This window comes from Streptomyces sp. NPDC048434 (assembly GCF_043200375.1).
Classification (GTDB): Bacteria; Actinomycetota; Actinomycetes; order Streptomycetales; family Streptomycetaceae; genus Streptomyces.
The window spans coordinates 118790-141847 of record NZ_JBICXQ010000015.1; the positions used below are offsets into that span (position 1 = coordinate 118790).

At 70.4% G+C, this 23058-nt stretch carries 23 protein-coding genes, 5 tRNA genes and 1 pseudogene; 21 read left to right on the forward strand and 8 right to left on the reverse strand.

Going from position 1 to position 23058, the window contains the following annotated elements; translation table 11 throughout:
- Positions 1-3678 carry a nitrate- and nitrite sensing domain-containing protein gene (locus ACGFWI_RS19385; protein ID WP_393907186.1) on the reverse strand — a complete coding sequence of 1226 codons (3678 nt, stop codon included), beginning with the start codon at positions 3676-3678 and terminating at the stop codon, positions 1-3.
- Between the two features lie 601 nt (positions 3679-4279).
- On the opposite strand from ACGFWI_RS19385, the gene ACGFWI_RS19390 reads away from it, so the two are divergent.
- The 9 genes from ACGFWI_RS19390 to ACGFWI_RS19430 all read left to right on the forward strand — a co-directional run bounded on the left by ACGFWI_RS19390 (position 4280) and on the right by ACGFWI_RS19430 (position 8267).
- The gene (locus ACGFWI_RS19390) at positions 4280-4459 is read left to right on the forward strand and encodes a hypothetical protein (RefSeq protein ID WP_393907262.1); all 180 of its coding nucleotides are present in this window, start codon (positions 4280-4282) and stop codon (positions 4457-4459) included.
- 84 nt (positions 4460-4543) lie between these two features.
- Complete coding sequence (locus ACGFWI_RS19395) at positions 4544-5317, forward strand: fumarylacetoacetate hydrolase family protein (RefSeq protein ID WP_393907187.1); 774 nt, start codon at positions 4544-4546, stop codon at positions 5315-5317.
- On the forward strand, positions 5310-6791 hold the full coding sequence (gltX, locus tag ACGFWI_RS19400; protein WP_393907188.1) for a glutamate--tRNA ligase: 1482 nt from the start codon (positions 5310-5312) through the stop codon (positions 6789-6791). The genes ACGFWI_RS19395 and gltX overlap by 8 nt, the downstream gene beginning before the upstream one ends.
- 83 nt (positions 6792-6874) lie before the next feature.
- Positions 6875-7615, forward strand: coding sequence for an HAD family hydrolase (locus tag ACGFWI_RS19405; RefSeq protein WP_393907189.1), 741 nt, complete (start codon positions 6875-6877; stop codon positions 7613-7615).
- Between the two features lie 87 nt (positions 7616-7702).
- Positions 7703-7774, forward strand: a tRNA-Gln gene (locus tag ACGFWI_RS19410).
- 57 nt (positions 7775-7831) lie between these two features.
- Positions 7832-7904: transfer RNA gene (locus ACGFWI_RS19415), tRNA-Glu, on the forward strand.
- A gap of 89 nt (positions 7905-7993) precedes the next feature.
- Positions 7994-8066 (forward strand) — tRNA-Glu (locus ACGFWI_RS19420).
- 16 nt (positions 8067-8082) lie between these two features.
- Positions 8083-8154: transfer RNA gene (locus ACGFWI_RS19425), tRNA-Gln, on the forward strand.
- A gap of 40 nt (positions 8155-8194) precedes the next feature.
- Positions 8195-8267 (forward strand) — tRNA-Glu (locus ACGFWI_RS19430).
- A gap of 44 nt (positions 8268-8311) precedes the next feature.
- On the opposite strand, the gene ACGFWI_RS19435 is transcribed toward ACGFWI_RS19430, so the two are convergent.
- Positions 8312-8959, reverse strand: a complete 648-nt coding sequence (locus tag ACGFWI_RS19435) for a MerR family transcriptional regulator (RefSeq protein WP_393907190.1) — start codon at positions 8957-8959, stop codon at positions 8312-8314.
- Between the two features lie 53 nt (positions 8960-9012).
- The gene (locus ACGFWI_RS19440; protein WP_393907191.1) at positions 9013-9165 is read right to left on the reverse strand and encodes a hypothetical protein; all 153 of its coding nucleotides are present in this window, start codon (positions 9163-9165) and stop codon (positions 9013-9015) included.
- On the opposite strand from ACGFWI_RS19440, the pseudogene ACGFWI_RS19445 reads away from it, so the two are divergent.
- Positions 9110-9502, forward strand: a pseudogene (locus ACGFWI_RS19445) (DUF4188 domain-containing protein); the annotation flags it as partial. The gene ACGFWI_RS19440 and the pseudogene ACGFWI_RS19445 overlap by 56 nt on opposite strands.
- Positions 9503-9582: 80 nt before the next feature.
- Here ACGFWI_RS19445 and ndgR read toward each other — a convergent pair.
- Positions 9583-10299 carry an IclR family transcriptional regulator NdgR gene (ndgR, locus tag ACGFWI_RS19450; protein WP_030982239.1) on the reverse strand — a complete coding sequence of 239 codons (717 nt, stop codon included), beginning with the start codon at positions 10297-10299 and terminating at the stop codon, positions 9583-9585.
- A gap of 174 nt (positions 10300-10473) precedes the next feature.
- Here ndgR and leuC point away from each other — a divergent pair, with 174 nt between their 5' ends.
- The 5 genes from leuC to ACGFWI_RS19475 all read left to right on the forward strand — a co-directional run bounded on the left by leuC (position 10474) and on the right by ACGFWI_RS19475 (position 14017).
- Positions 10474-11904 (forward strand): 3-isopropylmalate dehydratase large subunit, encoded by a 1431-nt coding sequence (leuC, locus tag ACGFWI_RS19455; RefSeq protein ID WP_393907192.1) that lies wholly within the window; start codon positions 10474-10476, stop codon positions 11902-11904.
- Between the two features lie 3 nt (positions 11905-11907).
- Complete coding sequence (gene leuD / locus ACGFWI_RS19460; protein ID WP_393907193.1) at positions 11908-12501, forward strand: 3-isopropylmalate dehydratase small subunit; 594 nt, start codon at positions 11908-11910, stop codon at positions 12499-12501.
- Between the two features lie 136 nt (positions 12502-12637).
- Entirely contained in the window at positions 12638-12883 is a 246-nt protein-coding gene (locus tag ACGFWI_RS19465; protein WP_393907194.1) for a hypothetical protein, read from the forward strand.
- A gap of 125 nt (positions 12884-13008) precedes the next feature.
- Positions 13009-13659 (forward strand): HU family DNA-binding protein, encoded by a 651-nt coding sequence (locus tag ACGFWI_RS19470; protein ID WP_393907195.1) that lies wholly within the window; start codon positions 13009-13011, stop codon positions 13657-13659.
- Positions 13660-13813: 154 nt separating this feature from the next.
- Positions 13814-14017 carry a hypothetical protein gene (locus ACGFWI_RS19475; protein ID WP_393907196.1) on the forward strand — a complete coding sequence of 68 codons (204 nt, stop codon included), beginning with the start codon at positions 13814-13816 and terminating at the stop codon, positions 14015-14017.
- Here the strand turns inward: ACGFWI_RS19475 and cofC are convergent.
- The gene (gene cofC, locus ACGFWI_RS19480) at positions 13998-14723 is read right to left on the reverse strand and encodes a 2-phospho-L-lactate guanylyltransferase (protein WP_393907197.1); all 726 of its coding nucleotides are present in this window, start codon (positions 14721-14723) and stop codon (positions 13998-14000) included. The two genes, ACGFWI_RS19475 and cofC, sit on opposite strands and share 20 nt — an antisense overlap.
- A 140-nt stretch (positions 14724-14863) precedes the next feature.
- On the opposite strand from cofC, the gene ACGFWI_RS19485 reads away from it, so the two are divergent.
- From ACGFWI_RS19485 to ACGFWI_RS19495, 3 genes are all read left to right on the forward strand, one after another.
- A complete protein-coding gene (locus ACGFWI_RS19485; protein WP_393907198.1) occupies positions 14864-15730 on the forward strand; it encodes a lysophospholipid acyltransferase family protein in 867 nt (288 codons plus the stop codon).
- Positions 15727-16728 (forward strand): NAD(P)H-dependent glycerol-3-phosphate dehydrogenase, encoded by a 1002-nt coding sequence (locus ACGFWI_RS19490; protein ID WP_393907199.1) that lies wholly within the window; start codon positions 15727-15729, stop codon positions 16726-16728. Before ACGFWI_RS19485 ends, ACGFWI_RS19490 begins: the two co-directional genes overlap by 4 nt.
- Positions 16729-16867: 139 nt before the next feature.
- A complete protein-coding gene (locus ACGFWI_RS19495) occupies positions 16868-18004 on the forward strand; it encodes a D-alanine--D-alanine ligase family protein (protein WP_393907200.1) in 1137 nt (378 codons plus the stop codon).
- A 46-nt stretch (positions 18005-18050) separates the two neighbouring features.
- Here the strand turns inward: ACGFWI_RS19495 and ACGFWI_RS19500 are convergent, their stop codons facing one another.
- On the reverse strand, positions 18051-18530 hold the full coding sequence (locus ACGFWI_RS19500) for a DUF3515 domain-containing protein (protein WP_393907201.1): 480 nt from the start codon (positions 18528-18530) through the stop codon (positions 18051-18053).
- A 21-nt stretch (positions 18531-18551) separates the two neighbouring features.
- Entirely contained in the window at positions 18552-18785 is a 234-nt protein-coding gene (locus ACGFWI_RS19505; protein ID WP_393907202.1) for an Lrp/AsnC ligand binding domain-containing protein, read from the reverse strand.
- Positions 18786-18943: 158 nt separating this feature from the next.
- Between ACGFWI_RS19505 and ACGFWI_RS19510 the strand changes: the two genes are divergently transcribed.
- Positions 18944-19912: a thiamine-phosphate kinase gene (locus ACGFWI_RS19510; protein ID WP_393907203.1), complete on the forward strand. Its 969-nt coding sequence runs from the start codon at positions 18944-18946 to the stop codon at positions 19910-19912.
- 76 nt (positions 19913-19988) lie between these two features.
- The gene (gene thiD / locus ACGFWI_RS19515) at positions 19989-20807 is read left to right on the forward strand and encodes a bifunctional hydroxymethylpyrimidine kinase/phosphomethylpyrimidine kinase (protein WP_393907204.1); all 819 of its coding nucleotides are present in this window, start codon (positions 19989-19991) and stop codon (positions 20805-20807) included.
- 132 nt (positions 20808-20939) lie between these two features.
- Here the strand turns inward: thiD and rpmB are convergent, their stop codons facing one another.
- The gene (gene rpmB / locus ACGFWI_RS19520; protein WP_018087178.1) at positions 20940-21125 is read right to left on the reverse strand and encodes a 50S ribosomal protein L28; all 186 of its coding nucleotides are present in this window, start codon (positions 21123-21125) and stop codon (positions 20940-20942) included.
- 232 nt (positions 21126-21357) lie between these two features.
- Between rpmB and ACGFWI_RS19525 the strand changes: the two genes are divergently transcribed.
- On the forward strand, positions 21358-22998 hold the full coding sequence (locus tag ACGFWI_RS19525) for a DAK2 domain-containing protein (RefSeq protein ID WP_393907205.1): 1641 nt from the start codon (positions 21358-21360) through the stop codon (positions 22996-22998).
- Positions 22999-23058 lie beyond the last annotated feature (60 nt).

Here is a 23058-nt window from a genome sequence, read left to right on the forward strand (position 1 = left end):
CTAACGCTCCTGCTGGTGAGTGGGATCGACAACGCCATGGGTGCCGGTGGACGACGTCCCGGCCTGCCGGCCTTGCTGGATACCCCGACGGAGATTGGTCAGCCGCCCCCGGACATCGCCGGGCGCACGCGAGACCTGCGGACCGGTCTGGGTGGACTGCTGTTGCGCGGTGCCAGCGACGAGGTTCGCGCGCGGGACCCGGCGGGGCAGCCCGGAGGTGGTGATCCCGCCGGCGGCGGGCTGGCGGATCTGCTCCGCCTGCCGCCAGGTCTCGTCGTTCGGCGAGCTGCGCCACTGTGCGGACTCGGCGGGCGCCGCGTTGCGCGCACCGTTGACCGGTGCCTCGTTGCGGGGACCGCCGCGTGCCTCGCCGCCCTGGGCGGACCCGCGGCGCGGCAGCCGTGAGGCCTCCGGCTCGGCGGGACCCTGGGGCGGCACACCGGCCGCGGCGGCCGCGGGGGTGTTGAACCAGTTGGACTCGATGGTGTCGAAGATCGGCGTACGGCCGTCACCGGGACCGGCGTCCGCGCCGCCGAGCACATCGGCGGACGGCGCACCGCTGTCCTGCGGCTGCTGCACCGGGAACTGCCCGGTGCCCTGCGACTCGTCGGCGTACGCACCACGGTCGGCGTCCGGCCGCTGGTACTCGCCGGTGTCGCTGTCGGGCCGCCGGTACTCGCCGGTGTCGCCGCCGGGCCGCCGGTACTGGCCGGTGTCGGCGGCCGGTCGCTCGTACTGGCCGGTGTCGGTGTCGGGCTGCGGGAACTGGCCGGTGTCGTACCGCCCGGCGTCGTACTGACCCGTGTCGCTGTCCGGCATCGGGAACTGCCCCGTGTCACCGGGCCCGTTGGCCGCACCCCGGCCGGCCGGACGCGCGCCCTGCGGGCCGCGCCCGCCCCGGGGGCCGTCCGCGACGGGCGGCGGACCGTTGAAGTCGGGACGGGGGAACGCCGCGGTGTCACCGGGGCCGCCGCTCGGCGCGGGCCGCTCGAAGAGCCCGGTGGTCTCCGACTCCTCGTGGCCACGCGGCTGGTCCTGCGCCTCGCGGGGCGTCAGCGGCCAGTCGTCGGAGCCGCCGCGCTCACGGCGCGCACCCCAGCTCGTACCGCCCGGCTGCTGAGTGCCCTGGCCACCCTGGCCACCGGCGGGCGAACCCCCCGGCAGCTCGGCAGCGGGGCCCCGCGCCGGCAGCTGGGGGCGCTCCTCACGGCGCGGTGCGCCGGTGGGCGGTGCCACGGTGGACGCCGGGCCCTGGTCCGCGCTGCGGGTGGGCAGCGAGGGACGCCCGCCACCGGGGCGGCCGGCGGCCGGGCGAGCGTCGCCGCCGCGCGGGGCGCCGGGCGAACCCGCGCCGGGAGGGGCCGTACGGCCGGACGGCGCCGAGGCACCGAAGGCGTTCGGTGCACCGCCGCCGGGACCGCCGCGGCCGGGCAGCGCGGGGCGCCCGCCGGCCGAGGGACCCGAACCGACCTGTCCGCGCGGCTGCAGCCCCGCGAGCCGGCTGGAAGGCGCGCCGCCGACGTCGCCGGCGGCCTTGGCGTTGCTCGGCGCCGGCTTCTTGCCGCCCTGGGCGACATCGACCGGCAGCATGACCAGCGCGGTGGTGCCGCCGGAGTCGGAGGGCCGAAGCTGGATACGGATGCCGTGCCGCAGCGACAGCCGGCCGACCACGAACAGACCCATGCGCCGGGACACCGAAACGTCCACGGTCGGCGGGCTGGCGAGCCGCTCGTTGATCGCCGACAGGTCCTCGGGCGACAGACCGATACCGGTGTCGTGGATTTCGACCAGCACCCGGCCGTCGGGCAGCGCGTGACCGGTGACCTTGACCTTGGTCTGCGGCGAGGAGAACGAGGTGGCGTTCTCCAGCAGCTCGGCGAGCAGGTGCACCAGGTCGTTGACGACCCGGCCCGCGACCTCGGTCTGCGGGACGGCGTTGAGTTCGATCCGCTCGTACTGCTCCACCTCGGAGGCGGCGGCACGGAGCACGTCGACCAGCGGCACCGGCCGCGTCCACCGGCGCCCCGGCTCCTCACCCGCGAGGACCAGGAGGTTCTCACCGTTACGGCGCATGCGGGTGGCGAGGTGGTCGAGCTTGAAGAGGGAGGACAGCTGGTCCGGGTCGGCCTCGCGGGACTCCAGTTCGGAGATCAGCGAGAGCTGACGCTGGATGAGGCCCTGCGAGCGGCGCGACAGGTTGGTGAACATCGCGTTGACGTTGCCCCGCAGCAGCGCCTGCTCGGAGGCGAGGCGGACCGCCTCGCGGTGCACGTCGTCGAAGGCCGCGGCCACCCGGCCGATCTCGTCCCGGCTGTGCACACCGACCGACTGGACGGAGGTGTCCACGTCCTGCGGGTCGGACTCGGACAGCTGCTTGACCAGCTCGGGCAGCCGGTCCTGGGCGACCTTCTGCGCGGTGTCCTGCAGCCGGCGCAGCGAGCGGACCATGGACCGGGCCACGACGAACGCGCCGACCAGCGACACACCGAGGACGAGCAGGATCAGCGCACCGCTGATGATCGCCGACTGGGTGGCCTGGTTGCGCAGCTCGCGGGACTTCTGCTCCATCTCCGAGAGCAGCGTGGTCTCGATCCGCGACATCTCGTCGATCTTGACGGTGTCGGAGTCGTACCAGTCGAGGTACCGGTAGTCCTGGCTGCGGATGCCGGAACCGCTGGCGAAGGCCCGGTGCGCGAAGGCGACCGCGGCCTTGATCTCGTCGTTGTTGCCGTCCAGACCGCGGGTGAGCGCGCCGGCGTTGTTGGTGTAGATCTGCGAGAAGCGGTCGCGGGCCGCCTTCTCGCTGTCCTCGGCGTTACGGCCGGCCAGCCGGTCGTTGGAGGAGAGCTGGGGGCCGCCCTTGTGGGCGAGGCCGGCGCTGACCAGGGCGCGCTGGATCGACGCGTACTCCTTGGCCGACGAGAACGCCGCCAGCGCACGGGTACTGCGGATCATCTCCGGGTTGCTGGTCGCCTGCGCCATGTCCTGGGACAGCGACAGCAGCGAGTTGATCAGCTGGTTGTAGCTGGTGACGGTCCGCGCGGCGTTGCCGCCGTCCTTGTAGGAGTTGGCGCGGATCTCGTTGAGGGTGTTGAGCTGGCGGCCGATCTCCAGGACGGTCGCGCGGACACCGGCCATCGTGGCGTCCTGGCCCTGGATGTCACCGGTGGCCTGGTTGAACTTCAGCTTGGCGCGGTCGGTCTCTTCACGGGGCGCGATGACGTTCGCGTCGTCCTTGGAGTTGCCGCTGCCCGCCAGTGGACCGGCAGACTTGTCCCGCTCCACCTGCAACGCGTCGGCGAGCTCGGTCGCCTGCCGGGTCATCTCGGTGAGCAGCTGCATCTTGTCGAGCTGGTCGATGTTCTCCATCGACGTGCCGATGCGCATGCCGCCCAGCGTGGTCGCGGCGACCACCGGAAGCGCGAGCAGGGAGACCAGGCGGGTGCTGATGCGCCAGTTGCGCAGCGCTATTCGCGAACCGGGGCCACTGGGGCCCTTCGCCTTGGGCTTACTGTCCGCGGCGTCATTGCCCGGCGCCTGACTGCCTCCGTCGACGGGCAGAGTGCCCCCGCCGGAACCGTTGCTCTGGGCGCGCTGGGGTGAGGAGGCGCGGTCTGTCCCGCCGCGCAGCTCCGGGTCCGCCGCAGCGCTGCCATCCCTCTTGAAACGTCCCTGCACTAGCGTCGCAACCTCTGGACCAGGCGTCCCACCTCGGTGGGACGGAGTCGAGTCGTATGGGGGACCGCTAAGTCCCCCATGGCGGTCGTGATGGACCGGCGGGCTGCCCTCTCTGGCCGAGAGAACGGCACCACCGCGCGGCGCTACGTTGCGCCCTGCGCGCCGGCTGAAACGTGCGGCGGTCCGTGGAATTCCAGCACAGTGCAGGGTCTCCAACAAGAGCGGAGCCGGTCACTGTGACTTGGGTGACGCAATGTACGGAGCGCGTCACGACTTGTAGAACGTACCCCCGTCGATAACGGACTTTTACCCGCGAGTCGTTCGCCCGTAGCGGCTGTCCCAGGTGCGGTGATCGGGAGCGGAACGTGCAGTTCAATCCGCCATTGTCCGTTTCGCCCGGGGATGTTGATCATGGGAATTGCGGCATTTGTCGCACAGTTCGTGAGCAAACTCACAAGAAGATCGTCGAGTTCCCGTGCACCGCGCAGGGAATAGCGTGCATAGCCTGACGCTTTACACGGTTGCCCAATGTGACAAGGCAACTTCCGTGAGCCCTTTCCCGACCTTTGATGACGCGAGGCATGCAGCAGTGAAGACGACGATGATGTTCCGCAACATAGCCAACCCGCGGCGCACCACTCTGGCCCACCTCAACGACGCCGACGAGCTCGGCACCGAGGCACTCGAGACACCGGACCACACCGTCGACCTGCCGGCCCAGACCGCCAATCCCCGCCGCACCGTCCTGATGGACGCCCCCAAGGAGGACGTCCCGGCGTAAAGCGTTCAACGGATCGGCAGCGGCCCCGCGATAGCCTGGAGTGTCAACTCCGGCCAATGATCAATTGAGGGGCAGCGGCAACTCGTGCGCATCGCCAGATTCTCCATCGACGGCAACGTCGGCTTCGGCGTCCTCGAAGGCGACGAACTCGACGTCATCAAGGGGCATCCCTTCGCAGAATTCGAGCGCTCGGGCCAGAAGGTCCCCCTCGACAAGGTCCGGCTGCTGCCGCCGGTCCTGCCCAACAAGGTCGTGGCGATCGGCCGTAACTACGCCGATCACGCCGCCGAGCTGGGCAACGCCGTCCCGGACGTACCGGTCACCTTCTTCAAGCCGTCCACCTCGGTGATCGGCCCCGGCGACCCCATCGCGTACCCCTCCTTCTCCCAGGAGGTGCACCACGAGGCGGAGCTCGCCGTCGTCATCGGCCGCATGTGCCGAGAGGTGCCCCGCGAGCGCGCCAAGGACGTCATCCTCGGCTACACCTGCGCCAATGACGTCACCGCGCGCGATGTGCAGCAGCGCGAGAAGCAGTGGGCCAGGGCCAAGGGCTTCGACAGCTCCTGCCCGCTCGGCCCCTGGGTCGAGACCGGACTCACCCCCGCGGACATCGCCGCCGGCCTCACCGTCCAGTGCACGGTCAACGGCGAACAACGTCAGCTGGGCCGTACCAGCGACATGGTCCGCCCGGTCGAGGACCTGATCGTCCACATCACCGAGGCGATGACCCTGCTCCCCGGCGACGTCATCCTCACGGGCACCCCGGCCGGGGTCGGCCCGCTCAACGTCGGCGACGAGGTCGCCGTCACCATCGAAGGCATCGGCACTCTCACCAACAAGGTGATCAAGCGTGGCTAACGCGACCCCCGTCCGCGTCCGTTTCTGTCCCTCCCCGACCGGTAACCCCCATGTCGGCCTGATTCGTACCGCCCTGTTCAACTGGGCCTACGCACGGCACAACAAGGGCAGCCTGGTCTTCCGGATCGAGGACACCGACGCGGCCCGCGACTCCGAAGAGTCCTACCAGCAGCTGCTGGACTCCTTCCACTGGCTCGGCTTCGACTGGGACGAGGGCCCCGAGGTCGGCGGCCCGCACGCGCCGTACCGCCAGTCGCAGCGCATGGACATCTACAAGGACGTCGCCGACAAGCTCCTCGCCGGCGGCCACGCGTACCACTGCTACTGCACCACCGAGGAGCTGGACGGCCGCCGCGAGGCCGCCCGCGCCGCCGGCAAGCCCTCCGGTTACGACGGCACATGCCGCACGCTGACCGAGGAGCAGAAGGCCGCGTACGAGGCCGAGGGCCGTACCTCCATCGTCCGCTTCCGGATGCCCGACGAGCCGATCACCTTCACCGACCTGGTGCGCGGCGAGCTGACCTTCACCCCGGAGAACGTTCCGGACTACGGCATCGTCCGCGCCAACGGCGCGCCCCTCTACACGCTCGTCAACCCCGTCGACGACGCCCTGATGGGGATCACCCACGTCCTGCGCGGCGAGGATCTGCTCTCCTCCACCCCCCGCCAGCTCGCCCTGTACAAGGCGCTGATCGAGCTGGGCATCGCGCAGGCCGTCCCGGCGTTCGGTCATCTGCCCTACGTCATGGGCGAGGGCAACAAGAAGCTCTCCAAGCGCGACCCGCAGGCCAACCTCAACCTCTACCGCGAGCGCGGCTTCCTCCCCGAGGGCCTGCTCAACTACCTTGCGCTGCTCGGCTGGTCGTTCTCGGCGGACCAGGACATCTTCTCCATCCCCGAGCTGATCGAGAAGTTCGACATCGCGGACGTCAACGCCAACCCGGCCCGCTTCGACCTGAAGAAGGCCGAGGCGATCAACGCCGACCACATCAGGCGGCTGGACGTGAAGGACTTCATCACGGCCTGCGAGCCCTGGCTGAAGGCCCCGCACGCCAACTGGGAGCCCGAGGACTTCGACGAAGCCGCCTGGCAGGCCATCGCCCCGCACGCCCAGACCCGCGTCACCGTCCTCTCCGACATCACCGCCAATGTCGACTTCCTCTTCCGCAAGGAGCCGGTCGAGGACGAGGCGTCCTGGACGAAGGCGATGAAGGGCGACCCGGTCGCGCTGCTCACCACCGCCCGCGCCAAGCTCGAGGCCGCCGACTGGGCGTCCGGCCCCGAGCCCCTCAAGGAGGCCGTCCTGGCCGCCGGTGAGGAGCACGGCCTCAAGCTCGGCAAGGCACAGGCCCCCGTCCGGGTGGCGGTCACCGGCCGCACGGTCGGCCTGCCGCTCTTCGAGTCCTTGGAGATCCTCGGCAAGGAGCGCACCCTCCAGCGCATCGACGCGGCCCTGGCCAAGCTGGCCGGCTGACCTCGCAGCACTTCCCACGGGCCCGGAAGCCGCACGGCTTCCGGGCCCGTGGCCTGTCCGGAGCGCTCGGCTACATTGCCCGTATGCCTGTTCGCGCCGTCCTGTGGGACCTCGACGACACCCTCTTCGACTACTCCGGCTCGGACCGGGCCGGTGCGCTGCGGCACCTCCGGGCCGAGGGGCTCCTTGCCGTACACGGCGGCGAGGAGGCGGCACTGGAGCGCTGGCGGACGGTCATGGAGACCGAGTTCGCCCGTTTCCTCGCCGGCGAGGTGGGCTTTCTCGATCACCGCAGGGCCCGGGCCCGGACGTTCCTGGGGGCCCCGCTCCTCTCCGACGCCGAGGCCGACGCCTGGTTCGGCCGGTACATCGCCCATTACGAGGCGTCCTGGGTCCTCTTCCCGGACTCCGCACCCGTACTGGAGGCGCTGGGGCCGCTGGTACGGCAGGCGGTGCTGTCCAACGCCGCCACCGCCAACCAGGAGCGCAAGCTGGCCGTTCTCGGGATCCGCGGGTCCTTCGAGGCGGTGCTCTGCGCCGATGAACTGGGGTGCGCCAAGCCGGCCGCGGAGGCATTTCACGGCGCCTGTAAGGCGCTTGGCCTAACGCCCGACGAGGTGGTCTACGTGGGCGACAAGCTCGATATCGACGCACTCGGCGCCCGCGATGCCGGGCTGACCCCCGTATGGCTGGACCGTACGGGCACTGGGGAGGAGGCCCGGGACGGGGTGCCGTCGGGGGTGTGGCGGATCGCGGGCCTGGCGGAGCTCCCCGAGCTGTTGCGCGGAGTTATCGGTTTTGGTGCGCCGTCCACGATCAGGTAATGTTCTTCCTGCGCCGCCCGAGAGGGCCGAAAGGCCTGGCCGGAAAGCGCAAACCAAACAAACCCCCCACGGGGGGTTGAGTTTTGGTGGGCTATGGTGTAATTGGCAGCACGACGGTTTCTGGTTCCGTTAGTCTAGGTTCGAGTCCTGGTAGCCCAGCAAGAGATCTTTCGGTCCACTGTGATCGTGCTGAAGGTTTCTTGATCGCAGTACCAGGCCCCCGTTGTGTAGCGGCCTAGCACGCCGCCCTCTCAAGGCGGTAGCGCCGGTTCGAATCCGGTCGGGGGTACAGATCCTTTCTCTCCGTCTCCTTCGGGTCGCTCCCGGATGCGACGATGCAGAGCCCACACGACTCCGGTCGTGTGGAGGATCGCTAGGGCCCCCGTTGTGTAGCGGCCTAGCACGCCGCCCTCTCAAGGCGGTAGCGCCGGTTCGAATCCGGTCGGGGGTACTGGTCTAAACCACCATGGGCTATGGTGTAATTGGCAGCACGAGTGATTCTGGTTCATTTAGTCTAGGTTCGAGTCCTGGTAGCCCAGCGCGGTGTGTCCTCGGGACACGACAACTGCAGGAAAACTTGCCCCCGTTGTGTAGCGGCCTAGCACGCCGCCCTCTCAAGGCGGTAGCGCCGGTTCGAATCCGGTCGGGGGTACAAGAAGGAGAAGCCCCCCGCATCATGCGGGGGGCTTCTTCGCGTCAACTGCCGCTGCCGAAGCGCCGGTTGGACTCCTCCGCCGCCGCCAGCCGGCGCAGGCTCAGCAGCACCGGCTCATAGAGCACGGTCAGGGCCACCGCCGCCTCCACCTGTTCCGCCGGGGTCGCGTACTCCTCGACCAGATCCAGGTCGGCGACGGCGAGTTGCGTTGCCTGCTGTCCGTAGGGCAGCAGATGTGCGGTGTCGCAGGCGTAATTCAGACGGTGCAGCGCGGCGATGGCCGTGACGAGCATCCCGAAGGCGGGGGAGCTGTCCGCGATCTCCAGGTTGAAGTGCCAGTCCAGGCGCCGCAGCAGCTCGGCGGCGGTGCGCCGGGCGACGGCCGTCGAGGGGGAGCTCTCGTCGGGCTCCGGGCCGTGGGGGAGAGCCTCCACGGCAATGCCCAGACGGGAGTGCTGGTCCAGGGAGTCGTCCTCGACCGCGGCCACCACCTTCCGCGCGGTGCTCACCGGTATCCGGCCGACCTGGATCAGCGCCCGGACGAGCCGCAGCCGCCGCAGGTGCTCCTCGTCGTACTCGGACTGGGTGGCGGAGATCCGGCGGCCCGGCGGCAGCAGCTGCTCGCGCAGGTAGTACTTGATCGTGGCGGTGGACACCCCGCTGCGTTCACTCAGTTCCGCCAGTCGCATACCTCTTGCACCTTCCGTTGGAGAGTGTCACTATCCAACCATGGATAGCGACGCTATCCAATGTCGAAGGGGGCCGCGATGAGCGGAAAGCCGGTGCAGGGACGGATGACGACGGACGGCGACCGGGAGGTGGTGGTCTTCCTCGTCGGGATGCGCTTCAACAGCTGGCGTGCGGTGCGCAGTTGGCTTCCGGTGTTCCTGGCCATGCCGCGCATGATCAAGGAGCTGGCCCGGGATCCGGGCAGCGGGATGATCGGCTACCGGCTGCTTCCCGGACTGCCGAGGAACTTCGCCGTGCTGCAGTACTGGGACTCGAAGGAGAAGCTGTTCGCCTACGCCGCGGATCAGAGCGGCGAGCACCGGCCGGCCTGGGCGGCGTTCAACCGGCGGGCCCGGGAGGGGCGGAACAAGGTCGGCTTCTGGCACGAGACCTATGTCGTCCCGGCGGGCTCGTACGAGAGCGTCTACGTCAATATGCCGTCGTTCGGGCTGGGGGAGGCCCTGGGGGCGGTGCCGGTCGGGCGGCGCGGGGAGCGGGCCGCCCGACCGGATGGCGGCCTGAGTGCCGGGGCGCGGCCCCGTCCTGCCGGTCCTGTGGACGCAGGGCGGGGCCGCGCGCCGTGTCAGCCGGTGCGGCGCAGGCCCTCGGAGAGGCGGGCCGCCGCGTCGATGACCGCTTGGGCGTGCATCCGGCCGGGGTGGCGGGTCAGCCGCTCGATCGGGCCGGAGACCGATACGGAGGCCACCACGCGGTTGGAGGGGCCCCGTACGGGGGCGGAGACCGAGGCCACGCCCGGCTCCCGCTCGCCGATCGACTGGGCCCAGCCGCGGCGCCGTACGCCGGACAGGGCGGTGGCCGTGAAGCGCGCGCCCTGCAGACCGCGGTGCAGCCGCTCGGGCTCCTCCCAGGCCATGAGGATCTGGGCGGCCGAGCCCGCCTTCATGGGGAGCGTGGAGCCGACCGGGACGGTGTCCCGCAGTCCGGACAGCCGTTCCGCCGCCGCTACACAGATCCGCATATCGCCCTGCCGGCGATAGAGCTGGGCGCTCTCGCCCGTCACATCGCGCAGATGCGTGAGCACCGGGCCCGCCGTGGCCAGCAGGCGGTCCTCGCCGGCCGCCGCGGCCAGCTCGGACAGGCGTGGGCCGAGGATGAACCGGCCCTGCATGTCCCTCGCCACCATCCGGTGGTGTTCCAGTGCCACGGCCAGCCGGTGGGCCGTGGGTCGTGCAAGCCCTGTCGCCGCGACCAGCCCGGCGAGGGTGGCCGGACCGGACTCCAGGGCACTCAATACCAGAGCTGCCTTGTCGAGAACGCCGACGCCGCTAGAGTTGTCCATGCAACGATACTCGCGTCTCACACTGTGAAACGCAAGTTCAATTTTCCAGGGAAGTCGTCAATCTGTAGGTGTGGCCCTCTACCAGGGCCCGGCGTAAGGCCCGGCACGGGGATTTCTGCGGGCATCGCGCACAGACGAGAAAGGCCGGCCCTGCGGCCGGCCGGAGGGAAAGCGATGGGACGGACACTCGCGGAGAAGGTCTGGGACGACCATGTCGTCCGGCGCGCGGAAGGCGAGCCCGACCTCCTCTTCATCGATCTCCACCTGCTGCACGAGGTCACCAGCCCGCAGGCGTTCGACGGCCTCCGCAAGGCCGGCCGTCAGGTGCGCCGTACGGACCTGACCATCGCCACCGAGGACCACAACACCCCCACCCTCGACATCGACAAGCCGATCGCCGACCCGGTCTCGCGCACCCAGCTGGAGACGCTGCGCAAGAACTGTGCGGAGTTCGGCGTCCGGCTGCACCCGCTGGGCGACGTCGAGCAGGGCGTTGTCCACGTCGTGGGACCACAGTTGGGACTGACCCAGCCCGGCACCACCGTGGTCTGCGGTGACAGCCACACCTCCACCCACGGAGCCTTCGGCGCGCTGGCGTTCGGCATCGGCACCAGCCAGGTCGAGCACGTCCTGGCCACCCAGACGCTGCCCCTGGCGCCCTTCAAGACCATGGCGATCACGGTCGACGGCGAGCTGCCCGAGGACGTGACGGCCAAGGACCTCATCCTGGCGATCATCGCCAGGATCGGCACCGGCGGCGGCCAGGGCTACGTCCTGGAGTACCGCGGCCCGGCCATCGAGAAACTGTCGATGGAAGCCCGGATGACCATCTGCAACATGTCGATCGAGGCAGGCGCGCGGGCCGGCATGATCGCCCCCGACAAGACCACCTTCGACTACCTGCAGGGCCGCGACCACGCCCCCCAGGGCGAGGACTGGGACGCCGCGGTCGCCTATTGGAAGACACTGCGCACCGACGACGAGGCCGTCTTCGACGCCGAGGTGCACATCGACGCCTCCGCGCTGGCGCCGTTCGTCACCTGGGGCACCAACCCCGGCCAGGGCGCGCCGCTTTCGGCGCAGGTCCCCGACCCGGCTTCGTACGAGGACGCCTCGGAGCGCTACGCCGCCGAAAAGGCCCTGGAGTACATGGGGTTGACGGCGGGTCAGCCGCTGCGCGAGATCAACGTGGACACCGTCTTCGTAGGTTCGTGCACCAACGGCCGTATCGAGGACCTGCGCTCCGCGGCCTCGATCCTGGAGGGCCGCAAGGTCGCCGACGGCGTACGGATGCTGATCGTTCCCGGCTCGGTCCGGGTCTCCCTGGAGGCCGTCGCGGAGGGTCTGGACAAGGTCTTCACCGCGGCGGGCGCCGAATGGCGGCACGCGGGCTGCTCGATGTGCCTGGGCATGAACCCGGACCAGCTGGCGCCCGGTGAGCGCTCCGCGTCCACCTCGAACCGCAACTTCGAGGGCCGGCAGGGCAAGGGCGGCCGTACCCACCTGGTCTCGCCGCAGGTTGCCGCCGCAACAGCGGTTCTCGGCCATCTGGCCTCACCGGCCGACCTGTCCGATGTCGCCGTCGCCACGCCCGCGGGAGTCTGAACCATGGAAGCTTTCACCACCCACACCGGCCGGGCCGTCCCGCTGCGCCGCAGCAATGTCGACACCGACCAGATCATCCCTGCTCACTGGCTGAAGAAGGTCACCCGCGACGGCTTCGAGGACGGGCTGTTCGAGGCCTGGCGCAAGGACCCGCAGTTCGTCCTCAACCAGGAGCAGTACAACGGCGCCACGGTGCTGGTCGCCGGCCCCGACTTCGGTACCGGCTCCTCGCGTGAACATGCCGTATGGGCGCTGCAGAACTACGGCTTCAAGGCCGTCATCTCCTCGCGGTTCGCGGACATCTTCCGCGGTAACTCCCTCAAGAACGGTCTGCTGACGGTGGTCCTGCCGCAGGAGACCGTGGACCGGCTGCAGCAGCTGGTGGAGGCCGACCCGGCCGCCGAGGTGACCGTTGACCTGGTCGGCAGGCAGGTTCGCGCCGAGGGCGTGACCGCCGACTTCGAGCTGGACGAGAACGCCCGTTGGCGGCTGCTGGAGGGGCTGGACGACATCAGCCTCACCCTTCGGGAGGAGTCGTCCATCGTGGAGTACGAGGCGAACAGGCCGTCGTTCAAGCCGCGTACCATCGAGGCCTGACCTCGGGTTTTATGGCTCAAAGCTATATTGCGTACGATGCGCCCCCTGTGCAGTTGGCGGGGGGCGCATCTGCTTGTGTAGGCAGCTGTTGAGGCCCCGTGAAGCGACAACTCGGCGCAGATGGCACAATTAGCGCATGGAACGCGACGACCAACTCGAGCTCTACGGTCTCGTCGCCGACCGGCTCAAGGACGCACATACAAGAGTGCGCACACTGCAAGTCCCGGAGGGCGTACGGATGGCGCTGACCCGGAAGCTGCTCGTCATCACGGCCGCGGCTAAACACGATCTTGCGGACGCGGCAAGGCGTCTGGAGTGGTTCATCGAAGACCTCGACGAAGGTCGTTATCCCCAAGATGTGCGTGCCGACGGAAGTCCGTGAAGGTCGACTTCGTTGCGGCACAAGGGTGATTAGCCCGTTTCGTGTTTGATTTGCGGTATATATCTGCCTAACGTGCGAAAAAGCTTGGAAACTTTCCTTCCAGCAATGTCTCCGAAGGGGAAGACGTGAACAAGGCGCAGCTCGTAGAAGCCATTGCCGACAAGCTCGGCGGCCGCCAGAACGCCGCGGACGCGGTGGACGCGGTACTGGACGCAATCGTCCGTTCCGTGGTCACCGGCGACCGTGTTTCGGTCACCGGATTCGGTTCGTTCGAGAAGGTCGACCGCCCGGCCCGCTACGCCCGCAACCCGCAGACGGGTGAGCGCGTACGGGTCAAGAAGACCTCCGTGCCGCGTTTCCGCGCCGGTCAGGGCTTCAAGGACCTGGTGAGCGGCTCGAAGAAGCTCCCCAGGGGCGGAGAAGTCTCCGTCAAGAAGGCCCCCAAGGGCAGCCTCTCCGGTGGCACCGCCATCAAGAAGGCCGCCGCCAAGAAGGCCACCGCCAAGAAGGCCACCGCGAAGAAGGCGACGGCGAAGAAGGCGACGGCGAAGAAGACCACCGCGGCGAAGAAGGCCACCGCGAAGAAGACGACGGCGAAGAAGACCGCCACGAAGGCCACCGCCAAGAAGGCGGCCCCGGCCAAGAAGACCGCCACGAAGAAGGCCACGGCGAAGAAGACCGCCCCCGCCAAGAAGGCGACCGCGAAGAAGGCCCCCGCGAAGAAGGCCACCGCGCGCAAGACCACCGCCAAGAAGACCACCGCACGCAAGCGGTAATTCAGCAGCGGCGACGCCACGCGTCGGGCCGGTCTCCCTTCGGGGAGCCCGGCCCGCGGTGCGTCCGGGGCTCCCCGGACGGGCAGCTCCCGGGTCCCTTGTGGCCCACGGGCGGGCGAAGGGGCCCGGGACCTCCTCGTCTAGGCTCTCTCCCATGCAGGCCACCGCGTATACGTACGACTCCGAGACCCGCTCCGGCAGTGTGCTGCTGGACGACGGCACCCCGCTGCCCTTCGACGCGGCGGCCTTCGACGCCGGCGGTCTGTTGCTGCTGCGGCCCGGTCAGCGGGTCCGTATCGACGTCACCGGCGAAGGGGACGACCGGCATATCGCCCTGGTCACGCTCCAGACGCTCTGACCTGCGGCGGCAGCGGCCGCCGGGCTCCGTCCGGGGTATCGCTCCCCGCAGCCGCTCCACCCGCCAGATACGGCGCCTGGAGCGCCGTGTGCGGGCCCACGCCCAGCGCCAGCGCGGCCAGCAGATCCTCGCCGGTGTCCACATCCCGGCGTACCGACGGCACCCCGGGCGCGGTGATCTCCCGCGCCCCGGACGCCAGGTGACGGGCCCGGGACGCTCCTCCGAATGCCGGTTCCAATTCCACTCCGGAAGTCGCGGTCAGAAGTGTTGTCCCGATATCCGCCGCATCCGCGAGAAATGCGCGGGGAAATAGCGAAGCGGAATGGAGCACCAGTTCCAGCTCGGCGGGGCGCAGCGCCGGAAGGTCGGCGTTCAGTGCGGCGAGGGCCGCGCCCGGCCGACGCGCCCGGATCGCGGCCGCTCCATGGACCAGGGCCGCGTTGAGTCCGCGGGCCGGTGTGTCGGGCACGATGCGCGCTCCCAGCGCCGCCAGGCGCTCACCGGCGCGCTGATCGTCCGTGACAACCGCCACATCCCGGACGTCCTTGCAGGCCAGCGCCGCTGCCACGGTATCCAGGGCGAAGGCGAGGGCCAGCCGGGGCCGGAATTCCTCACCGGCGGCCGGGGAGAGCCTGCTCTTGGCCCGCACCAGCGGTTTCAGCGGCACCACCAGGCTCCAGCCCACATCCGCTCCGTCTCTACGCATCGGCGCCATTCTCACCTGCTGCCGCCGCTCTCCGGGAGCGTCGGGGTTACGGTGTCCTCGACATAGCGGGTACCTGGGGCGACACTTGTGCGGCTGCCGGCCCGCAGCAGCTTTGCAGGTCCCACAAGGAGGGTGTCCCAGTGTCCCGCCGCAGAATCGGCTTCTGGTACCGCTTGGCCGCGGTCATCTGCAAACCGCCGCTCTTGGTTCTGTTCAAGCGGGACTGGCTGGGAATGGAGCACATTCCGGCCGACGGCGGTTTTATCACCGCGGTCAACCACAACTCGTATCTCGATCCGCTCTCCTATGCGCACTATCAGTACAACACCGGGCGGGTCCCCCGATTCCTCGCCAAGGCCGGACTCTTCAAGAGCGGCTTTGTCGGCCTGATGATGCGCGGCACCGGACAGATCCCCGTGTACCGGGAAACCACCGACGCCGCGACCGCGTTCCGCGCCGCCGTCAGCGCCATCGAGAAGGGCGAATGCGTCGCCTTCTACCCCGAGGGCACCCTCACCCGCGACCCCGAGCTGTGGCCCATGCAGGGCAAGACCGGTGCCGCCCGGGTGGCGTTGCTGACCAAGGCGCCGGTCATTCCCGTCGCGCAGTGGGGCGCCAATGACGCGATGCCGCCGTATGCCAAGGAGAAGAAGCTCAGCCTCCTTCCGCGCAAGACGCTGCGGGTGAAGGCAGGGCCGCCGGTCGACCTGAGCGCGTACTACGGCCAGGAACCGACCGCCGAGGTGCTGCGCGCCGTCACCGACGTCATCATGACCGCGATCACCGAGCAGCTGGCCGACCTGCGCGGCGAGCCCGCGCCGTCCGAACCGTACGACTGGCGCAAGGCGATCGCCCGGGAACGCCGCGCCGCCCGGGAGGCCGCCAAGGCCGGCCAGGGCGCCACGGCGGCCAAGGCCCCCGCGGAGCCGGCCGCCGCCACCGAACCGGCCGTCGGCCCGCAGCAGGCCCGAAGCACCCAGCAGGCACAGGAGGATGAAAGCAAGTGACGCGCTGCGCCGTCTACGGCACGGGGTCCTGGGGTACCGCCTTCGCGATGGTGCTCGCCGACGCGGGATGCGAGGTGACCCTGTGGGGACGCCGTACGGCCCTGGTCGACGCCATCAACAACGGCCGTACGAACCCTGACTATCTGCCGGGGGTCGAGCTCCCCGCGTCCGTACGGGCCACCACCGACCCGGCGGAAGCGGCGCGCGGCGCGGAGTTCGCCGTACTGGCCGTTCCCGCCCAGACGCTGCGCGGCAATCTCGCCGAATGGGCGCCCCTGCTGCCCGACGGGACGGTCCTGGTCTCCCTGATGAAGGGCGTCGAACTGGGCACGGCCAAGCGCATGAGCGAGGTCATCGAGGAGGTCGCCAAGGTCCCCGCGGAGCGCGTCGCGGTGCTGACCGGCCCCAACCTCGCCAAGGAGATCGCCGCCCGGCAGCCGGCCGCCGCGGTCGTCGCGTGCGCCGATGAGGCGGTCGCCCAGCGGTTCCAGACCGCCTGCCACACCGCGTACTTCCGCCCGTACACCAACACCGACGTGGTGGGCTGTGAACTGGGCGGCGCGGTCAAGAACGTCATCGCGCTCGCCGTCGGCATCGCCACCGGCATGGGCCTGGGCGACAACGCCAAGGCATCCCTGATCACCCGCGGTCTGGCCGAGACCACCCGGCTCGGCCTCGTCATGGGCGCCGACGCGCACACCTTCGCCGGGCTGGCCGGCATGGGCGACCTCGTCGCCACCTGCTCCTCGCCGCTGTCGCGCAACAACACCTTCGGCACCAACCTCGGCCGCGGAATGACGCTCCAGGAGACCATCGCGGTCACCAAGCAGACCGCCGAGGGCGTCAAGTCCTGCGAATCCGTACTGGATCTGGCCCGCAGGCACGGCGTCGACATGCCGCTCACGGAGACGGTCGTGGAGATCGTCCACGAGGGCAAGCCGCCGATGGTCGCCCTCAAGGAGCTGATGTCGCGCACCGCCAAGTCCGAACGGCACTGAAACCGGGGCCGAAGCGTCCGACCGGCACCTTTGCGTCGGGAGGCGTGGCCCCCGGCACCCCGGAGGGCGTCGGCGCGGCACCACCAACGGCCGCCGCAGCACTGACTCCGCGCCGGTCAGCAGGTACCCTCAACCCGATATGAGCAGCGAGACCTCCCCACACAAGCCCCGCGTCGCCGTCGTGTTCGGCGGCCGCAGCTCCGAGCACGCCATCTCCGTACTCACGGCCGGCGCCGTGCTGCGCGCCATCGACCGTGACAAGTACGACGTGCTGCCCATCGGCATCACCACCGACGGCCGCTGGGCGCTGACCACCGACGACCCCGAGCGGATGGCCATCGCGGACCGGCAGCTGCCCTCGGTGGCCGCGCTCGCCGAGTCCACCGAGGGCGGCGTGGTACTTCCCGTCGACCCCACCAACCGCGAGGTCGTCTACACCGAACCGGGCTCGGTCCCCAAGGCGCTGGGCGAGGTCGATGTCGTCTTCCCCGTGCTGCACGGCCCCTACGGCGAGGACGGCACCCTGCAGGGCCTGCTGGAGCTCTCCGGTGTGCCCTACGTCGGCTCGGGCGTGCTCGCCTCCGCCGTCGGCCAGGACAAGGACTACATGAAGCGGGTGTTCACCTCCTTCGGGCTGCCGGTCGGCCCGTACGAGGTCATCCGCCCCCGTGAGTGGGAAAAGGATCCCGCAGCCGCCCGCCGGAAGATCGTGGACTTCGCCGGCGAGCACGGCTGGCCGCTCTTCGTGAAGCCCGCCCGGGCCGGCTCGTCCATGGGCATCACCAAGGTCGACGACCTCGGCGGCCTGGACGAGGCGATCCAGGAGGCCCGGCTGCACGACCCCAAGATCCTCGTGGAGTCGCTGCTGCGCGGCCGCGAGATCGAGTGCGGGGTGCTGGAGTTCGAGGAGGGCCCGCGGGCCAGCGTGCCGGCCGAGATCCCGCCCGTCACCGCGCACGACTTCTACGACTTCGAGGCCAAGTACATCGACTCGGCCGACGGGATCGTGCCGGCGCCGCTGAGCGCCGAACAGACCGCGAAGGTCCAGGAGCTGGCCGTCGCGGCCTTCGATGCGGCGTCCTGCGAGGGCCTGGTGCGCGCGGACTTCTTCCTGCAGGACAACGGCGAGTTCGTGATCAACGAGATCAACACGCTGCCCGGATTCACGCCCATCTCGATGTACCCGCGGATGTGGCAGGAGAGCGGTGTGAGCTACCCGGAGCTGATCGACCGGCTCCTGCAGGCCGCGCTGCAGCGCTCCACGGGACTGCGCTGAGCCACCGCCCGCCCCGGCGGCCGGTCCGTCCCCAGGGGGACGGTTCCTAGACCCCGGCGGGAACGGTCTTCTTCACGGCGCCCCCGAGGTCGGTGAGCACATCGACCTCGGGGGCGTACTTCCCGGGAACGGTCACCTCGACAAAGGCCTTCCGCAGCGCCGTTGTGAAGCGATAGCCGTCGTCCTGTTTCTCAAAGAGCCATTCGACCCCATTGACTTCCGCCGCGTCGGCGTTGGGGTTGTAATGTTCACTCCCGTACGTCAGGACATCGGGCTTCGGCACCCCGCAGCGCAGTTTCACGGCAGGATCGCCCCATATGGCAGTGAAGTCGGAGACGGGCTCGGGAGTACCCCGCTTCAGCCCGTCCACGGTCTGCGGCAACTCCTTGTGGAGCGCCTTGCAGTACCGCGCCGCTGCACCCTCGGGGGAGGGTACGGCCACGTCTTCGGAAGAGGAACAGCTCACCGCGGCGAACAGCACGGTGAGTACCGGGAGGGCCAGGTACCGGCGGCGCGTAGGGATCACCCGGCCGAGGATACGGGGGAGCTAAATATGCACGACCGGGCAGGTAAGGGTGCGCGTGATGCCATCCACTTGCTGGACCTTCGCGACCACCATGCGGCCGAGCTCGTCGACCGTGTCGGCCTGAGCGCGCACGATGACGTCATAGGGACCGGTCACGTCCTCGGCCTGCAGCACGCCATGGATCGTGGAGATCACCTCAGCTACCGCCGAGGCCTTGCCGACCTCGGTCTGGATCAGGATGTAGGCCTGTACCACGGAACCTCCAGGGCGGCTACGAGGATCATGTGGGAAGAAGGGACGCCACGGTACCGCGTCACCGAGCGGAGCGGGGAGACCCGCGCGGTGAACACGGCGAGTGCGGCACAGTCGTCAGCCACGTACGGACCGTCCGTACACATGGGAAGGGCAACAGCATGAAGGGCACCGTGGGCGAGCTGGGGGAGTTCGGGCTGATCAGGGAGCTCACCTCCCGGCTCACCACCACTCCGGCCGTACGGATCGGGCCGGGTGACGACGCCGCGGTGGTCACCGCGCCGGACCGGAGGGTGGTCGCCAGCACCGACATCCTCCTGGAGGGCCGGCACTTCAGGCGCGACTGGTCCACCGCCTACGACGTCGGCCGCAAGGCCGCCGCGCAGAACCTCGCCGACATCGCGGCGATGGGCGCGGTGCCCACGGCGATCCTGCTCGGCCTGGTCGTGCCCGCTGAGCTCCCCGCGACCTGGCCGACCGAGCTGATGGACGGGCTGCGCGACGAGTGCCAGGTGGCCGGCGCCGCGGTCGTCGGCGGGGACGTCGTGCGCGGCGACACCATCACCGTCGCCATCACCGCGCTCGGCGATCTGCGCAACCAGGAACCGGTCACCCGGGCCGGTGCCCAGCCCGGCGACGTGGTCGCGGTGACCGGCTGGCTCGGCTGGTCCGCCGCCGGGCATGCCGTCCTCTCCCGCGGATTCCGCTCGCCGCGCGCCTTCGTGGAGGCCCACCGCCGCCCCGAGCCGCCGTACCACGCGGGTCCGGCGGCCGCCGGGCTCGGCGCCACCGCCATGACGGACGTCAGCGACGGACTGGTCGCCGATCTCGGGCACATCGCCGAGGCCAGCAAGGTCCGGATCGATCTGCGGTCCGCCGGTATCGACATTCCCTCGCAGATGTGCGACATCGGCACGGCCGTGGGCGTGGACCCCATGCAGTGGGTGCTCAACGGCGGCGAAGACCACGCGATCGTCGCGACCTTCCCGCCCGATGTGAAGCTGCCCGCCCGGTGGAAGGTCATCGGCGAGGTGCTCAACCCCTCCGCGCTGCCCCAGGTGACGGTGGACGGCGCCCCCTGGGCGAAGGCCGGCTGGGACCACTTCGGCGACAACGGGGACGCCGGATAGGTCCGGTACGGGCCACCGGCGACGCCGGTACGGGCACCCGCAGGACCGCGGGGTGCCGCCGAGTAGATTCGGCGGTATGCACATACCTCCACGCGTCCTGACCGTCGCCGGGTCCGATTCCGGCGGCGGCGCGGGCATCCAGGCCGACCTGAAGACGATGCTGGCGCTCGGCACCCACGGCATGAGCGTGGTCACCGCCGTCACCGCCCAGAACTCCCTGGGCGTACAGGGCGCGTGGGAGCTGCCGGCCGAGGCCGTACGGGCCCAGTTCCGCAGCGTCGTCGACGACATCGGGGTGCAGGCGGTGAAAACCGGGATGCTCTCCTCGGCCGAACTCGTCGAGACCGTCGCCGAGCTGCTCGCCGGACTGCGGGTACCGGTCGTCATCGACCCCGTGGGCGTCTCCAAGCACGGCGATGCGCTCCTCGCCGCCACCGCCCTGGACGCGGTCCGCACCACGCTGCTGCCGACGGCCACCGTCGCCACCCCCAACCTGGACGAGGTCGCGCAGCTGACCGGTATCCGCGTCGAGGAGGAGGCTGGTATGCGGCGGGCGGCCGCCGCGATCCTGGACTTCGGTCCGCGCTGGGCGCTGATCAAGGGCGGCCATCTGGCGGCCGGGCACGACGGCGCCGAGAACAGCGCCGTCGATCTGCTCACCGACGGCACCGAGGAGCACTGGCTGCGCGCCCCCCGCCACGACAACCGGCACACCCACGGCACCGGCTGCACCCTCGCCAGCGCGCTCGCCGCGCAGCTCGCCAAGGGGGACACCGTCCCGCAGGCCGCCGCGGCGGCGAAGGACTATGTCACCGGCGCCCTCGCGGCCGGCTTCCGGCTGGGCGCGGGCATCGGCCCCGTGGACCACGGCTGGCGTTGGCGCGACGCGCACTGACCGCGCGCACCGCGGCCGGACGGCCGGGCGAAGCAGCCGCTGCGCCCGGCCCCGGGAACGGCAGAAGCCGGTCCACCACGAAGGGGGACCGGCTTCTCAAGCAACCGGCTGGGCTGCGCTACGGCTAAGACGTCAGCGCGAGACCTTGCCGGCCTTGATGCACGAGGTGCAGGCGTTGAGCCGCTTCGGCGTGCGCCCGATCACTGCACGCACCGTCTGGATGTTGGGGTTCCAACGACGGTTGGTACGGCGATGCGAGTGCGAGACACTCTTGCCGAAGCCCGGCCCCTTGCCGCAGACGTCGCAGTTGGCAGCCACGGGTCACTCCAAAGACTTCAGATGCACTTACGGTGAAATCCCGACGAGCCGAGTGCATTGCCCGAACGGCACCGTCAGGAGAGGAATGGCCCGATTCTCATCGGGCAACCGGAGCAGCATACAACGACCGCTCCCGTAGAACGAAACTACCACGCACCCCCGGCCCCCCGCCCCGGCCCCGCCCCCGGAGCGCGGCTACTGTGCGGTGCATCCCGCGACCCAGGAGGACGACGTGCCGTACCCGCTCGACGCCGCCGCGGTCCGCTCCTGGTGCGGGCTGGCGCTGGAGGCGCTCGGACGGGAACGCGAGCGGATCGACGCGATCAACGTCTACCCGGTGGCCGACGGCGATACCGGCACCAACCTCTATCTGACCCTCGAATCGGCCGCCCGCGCGGTCGAGGCCGCCTTCGACGGGCACGCCTCGGCCGGCACCGCACCCCGCCTCGCGGACGCCATCGGCGCCATGGCACACGGCGCCCTCATCGGGGCGCGCGGCAACTCCGGCACGATCGTGGCGCAACTGCTGCGCGGGATGACCGAGGTGCTGGCCGCCACCGACGGCTCCGCCGACGCCCTGCGGCGGGCGCTGCGCCGGGCCGCCGCATCGACCTACGAGGCGGTGGCCCACCCCGTGGAGGGCACCGTCCTGACGGTGGCGACCGCCGCCGCCGATGCCGCGGAACGGGCCGCGGGCGAGGACGCCGGGGCCGCCGAGGTCGCCCGCGCCGCCCACGAGGGCGCCCGCACCGCCCTGCAGGCGACCCCCGGGCAGCTCGCGGTCCTGGGCCGGGCCGGTGTCGTGGACGCCGGCGGCTGCGGACTCGTCGCGCTGCTGGGCGCGCTCGCCGATGTGCTGTCCGGGGAGGTCTCGGCGGCACCGGTCGCCGTACGCGCCGACGCCCCGCTCCCCGAGGCGGCCGGCTGCGAGGTCGCGGGCCGGGTGACGGCGAACGGCTGCGGGGACCACGGACCCGCCTTCGAGGTGATCTACCTGCTGGAGGCCGACGACACCGCTGTGGCGCGGCTGCGGGCCCGGCTCGACGGACTCGGTGACTCCCTGGTGGTGGTCGGCGGGGACGGCCTGTGGAACGTCCACGTCCATGTCGACGACGCGGGCGCCGCCGTGGAGGCCGGCATCGAGGCGGGCCGCCCGTACCGGATCCGCATCACGCACTTCGGCGGTGCCCGCACCAAGGAGCCGGCGATGACGGCGCGGGGCGTGGTCACGGTGGTGCCGGGCGCCGGACTCGCCGGGCTGTGTGCACAGGCCGGTGCGACCCCCGTCCCGGTACGTCCCGGGGAGCCACCCGCCAGCGGCGAACTGGTGCAGGCGATCCGGCAGGCGCACGCCCGTGAGGTGATGCTGCTGCCGAACGACCACGACCTGCGGCACACCGCGGCGGCCGCCGCCGAACAGGCCCGCACCGAAGGCGTACGGGTCGCGCTCATCCCCACCCGCTCCGCCGTCCAGGGCCTCGCGGCGCTGGCCGTGCACGAACCGGGCCGCAGCTTCGACGAGGACGTGGTCGCGATGACCGCGGCCGCGGGCGCCACCCGCTACGCCGAGCTGGCCCTCGCCGAGCGGCAGTCGTGGACGATGGCCGGCGTCTGCCAGGCCGGGGACGTCCTCGGCCTGATCGACGGCGATGTCGCGGTGATCGGCTCCGACCTCACCGGCACCGCGATGACCGTGCTCGACCGGATGCTGTCCGCGGGCGGGGAGATGGTGACCCTGGTTCTCGGCGCGGAGGCGCCCGACGGGCTCGCCGAGCGGCTGGCGGGCCATGTCCGCGAGCGTCATCTCGCCGTGGACACCGTCGTCTACGACGGCGGCCAGTACGCTGCGCCGCTGCTCATCGGCGTGGAGTGAGCGCGCGGCACCGGTGTGAGCGCGCCGGGCCGGCGAGACGGCCGCGATTGTCACAGGCGT

Bases quoted from the DNA above. Each gene is read 5' to 3' on its own strand.
- ACGFWI_RS19390 (WP_393907262.1), top strand. From the start codon at position 4,280: ATGATGTTCCGCAACATAGCCAACCCGCGGCGCACCACTCTGGCCCAC.
- ACGFWI_RS19405 (WP_393907189.1), top strand. From the start codon at position 6,875: ATGCCTGTTCGCGCCGTCCTGTGGGACCTCGACGACACCCTCTTCGAC.
- ACGFWI_RS19435 (WP_393907190.1), bottom strand. From the start codon at position 8,959: ATGCGACTGGCGGAACTGAGTGAACGCAGCGGGGTGTCCACCGCCACG.
- ACGFWI_RS19440 (WP_393907191.1), bottom strand. From the start codon at position 9,165: ATGGCCAGGAACACCGGAAGCCAACTGCGCACCGCACGCCAGCTGTTG.
- ndgR (WP_030982239.1), bottom strand. From the start codon at position 10,299: ATGGACAACTCTAGCGGCGTCGGCGTTCTCGACAAGGCAGCTCTGGTA.
- leuC (WP_393907192.1), top strand. From the start codon at position 10,474: ATGGGACGGACACTCGCGGAGAAGGTCTGGGACGACCATGTCGTCCGG.
- leuD (WP_393907193.1), top strand. From the start codon at position 11,908: ATGGAAGCTTTCACCACCCACACCGGCCGGGCCGTCCCGCTGCGCCGC.
- ACGFWI_RS19465 (WP_393907194.1), top strand. From the start codon at position 12,638: ATGGAACGCGACGACCAACTCGAGCTCTACGGTCTCGTCGCCGACCGG.
- ACGFWI_RS19475 (WP_393907196.1), top strand. From the start codon at position 13,814: ATGCAGGCCACCGCGTATACGTACGACTCCGAGACCCGCTCCGGCAGT.
- cofC (WP_393907197.1), bottom strand. From the start codon at position 14,723: ATGCGTAGAGACGGAGCGGATGTGGGCTGGAGCCTGGTGGTGCCGCTG.
- ACGFWI_RS19495 (WP_393907200.1), top strand. From the start codon at position 16,868: ATGAGCAGCGAGACCTCCCCACACAAGCCCCGCGTCGCCGTCGTGTTC.
- ACGFWI_RS19510 (WP_393907203.1), top strand. From the start codon at position 18,944: ATGAAGGGCACCGTGGGCGAGCTGGGGGAGTTCGGGCTGATCAGGGAG.
- thiD (WP_393907204.1), top strand. From the start codon at position 19,989: ATGCACATACCTCCACGCGTCCTGACCGTCGCCGGGTCCGATTCCGGC.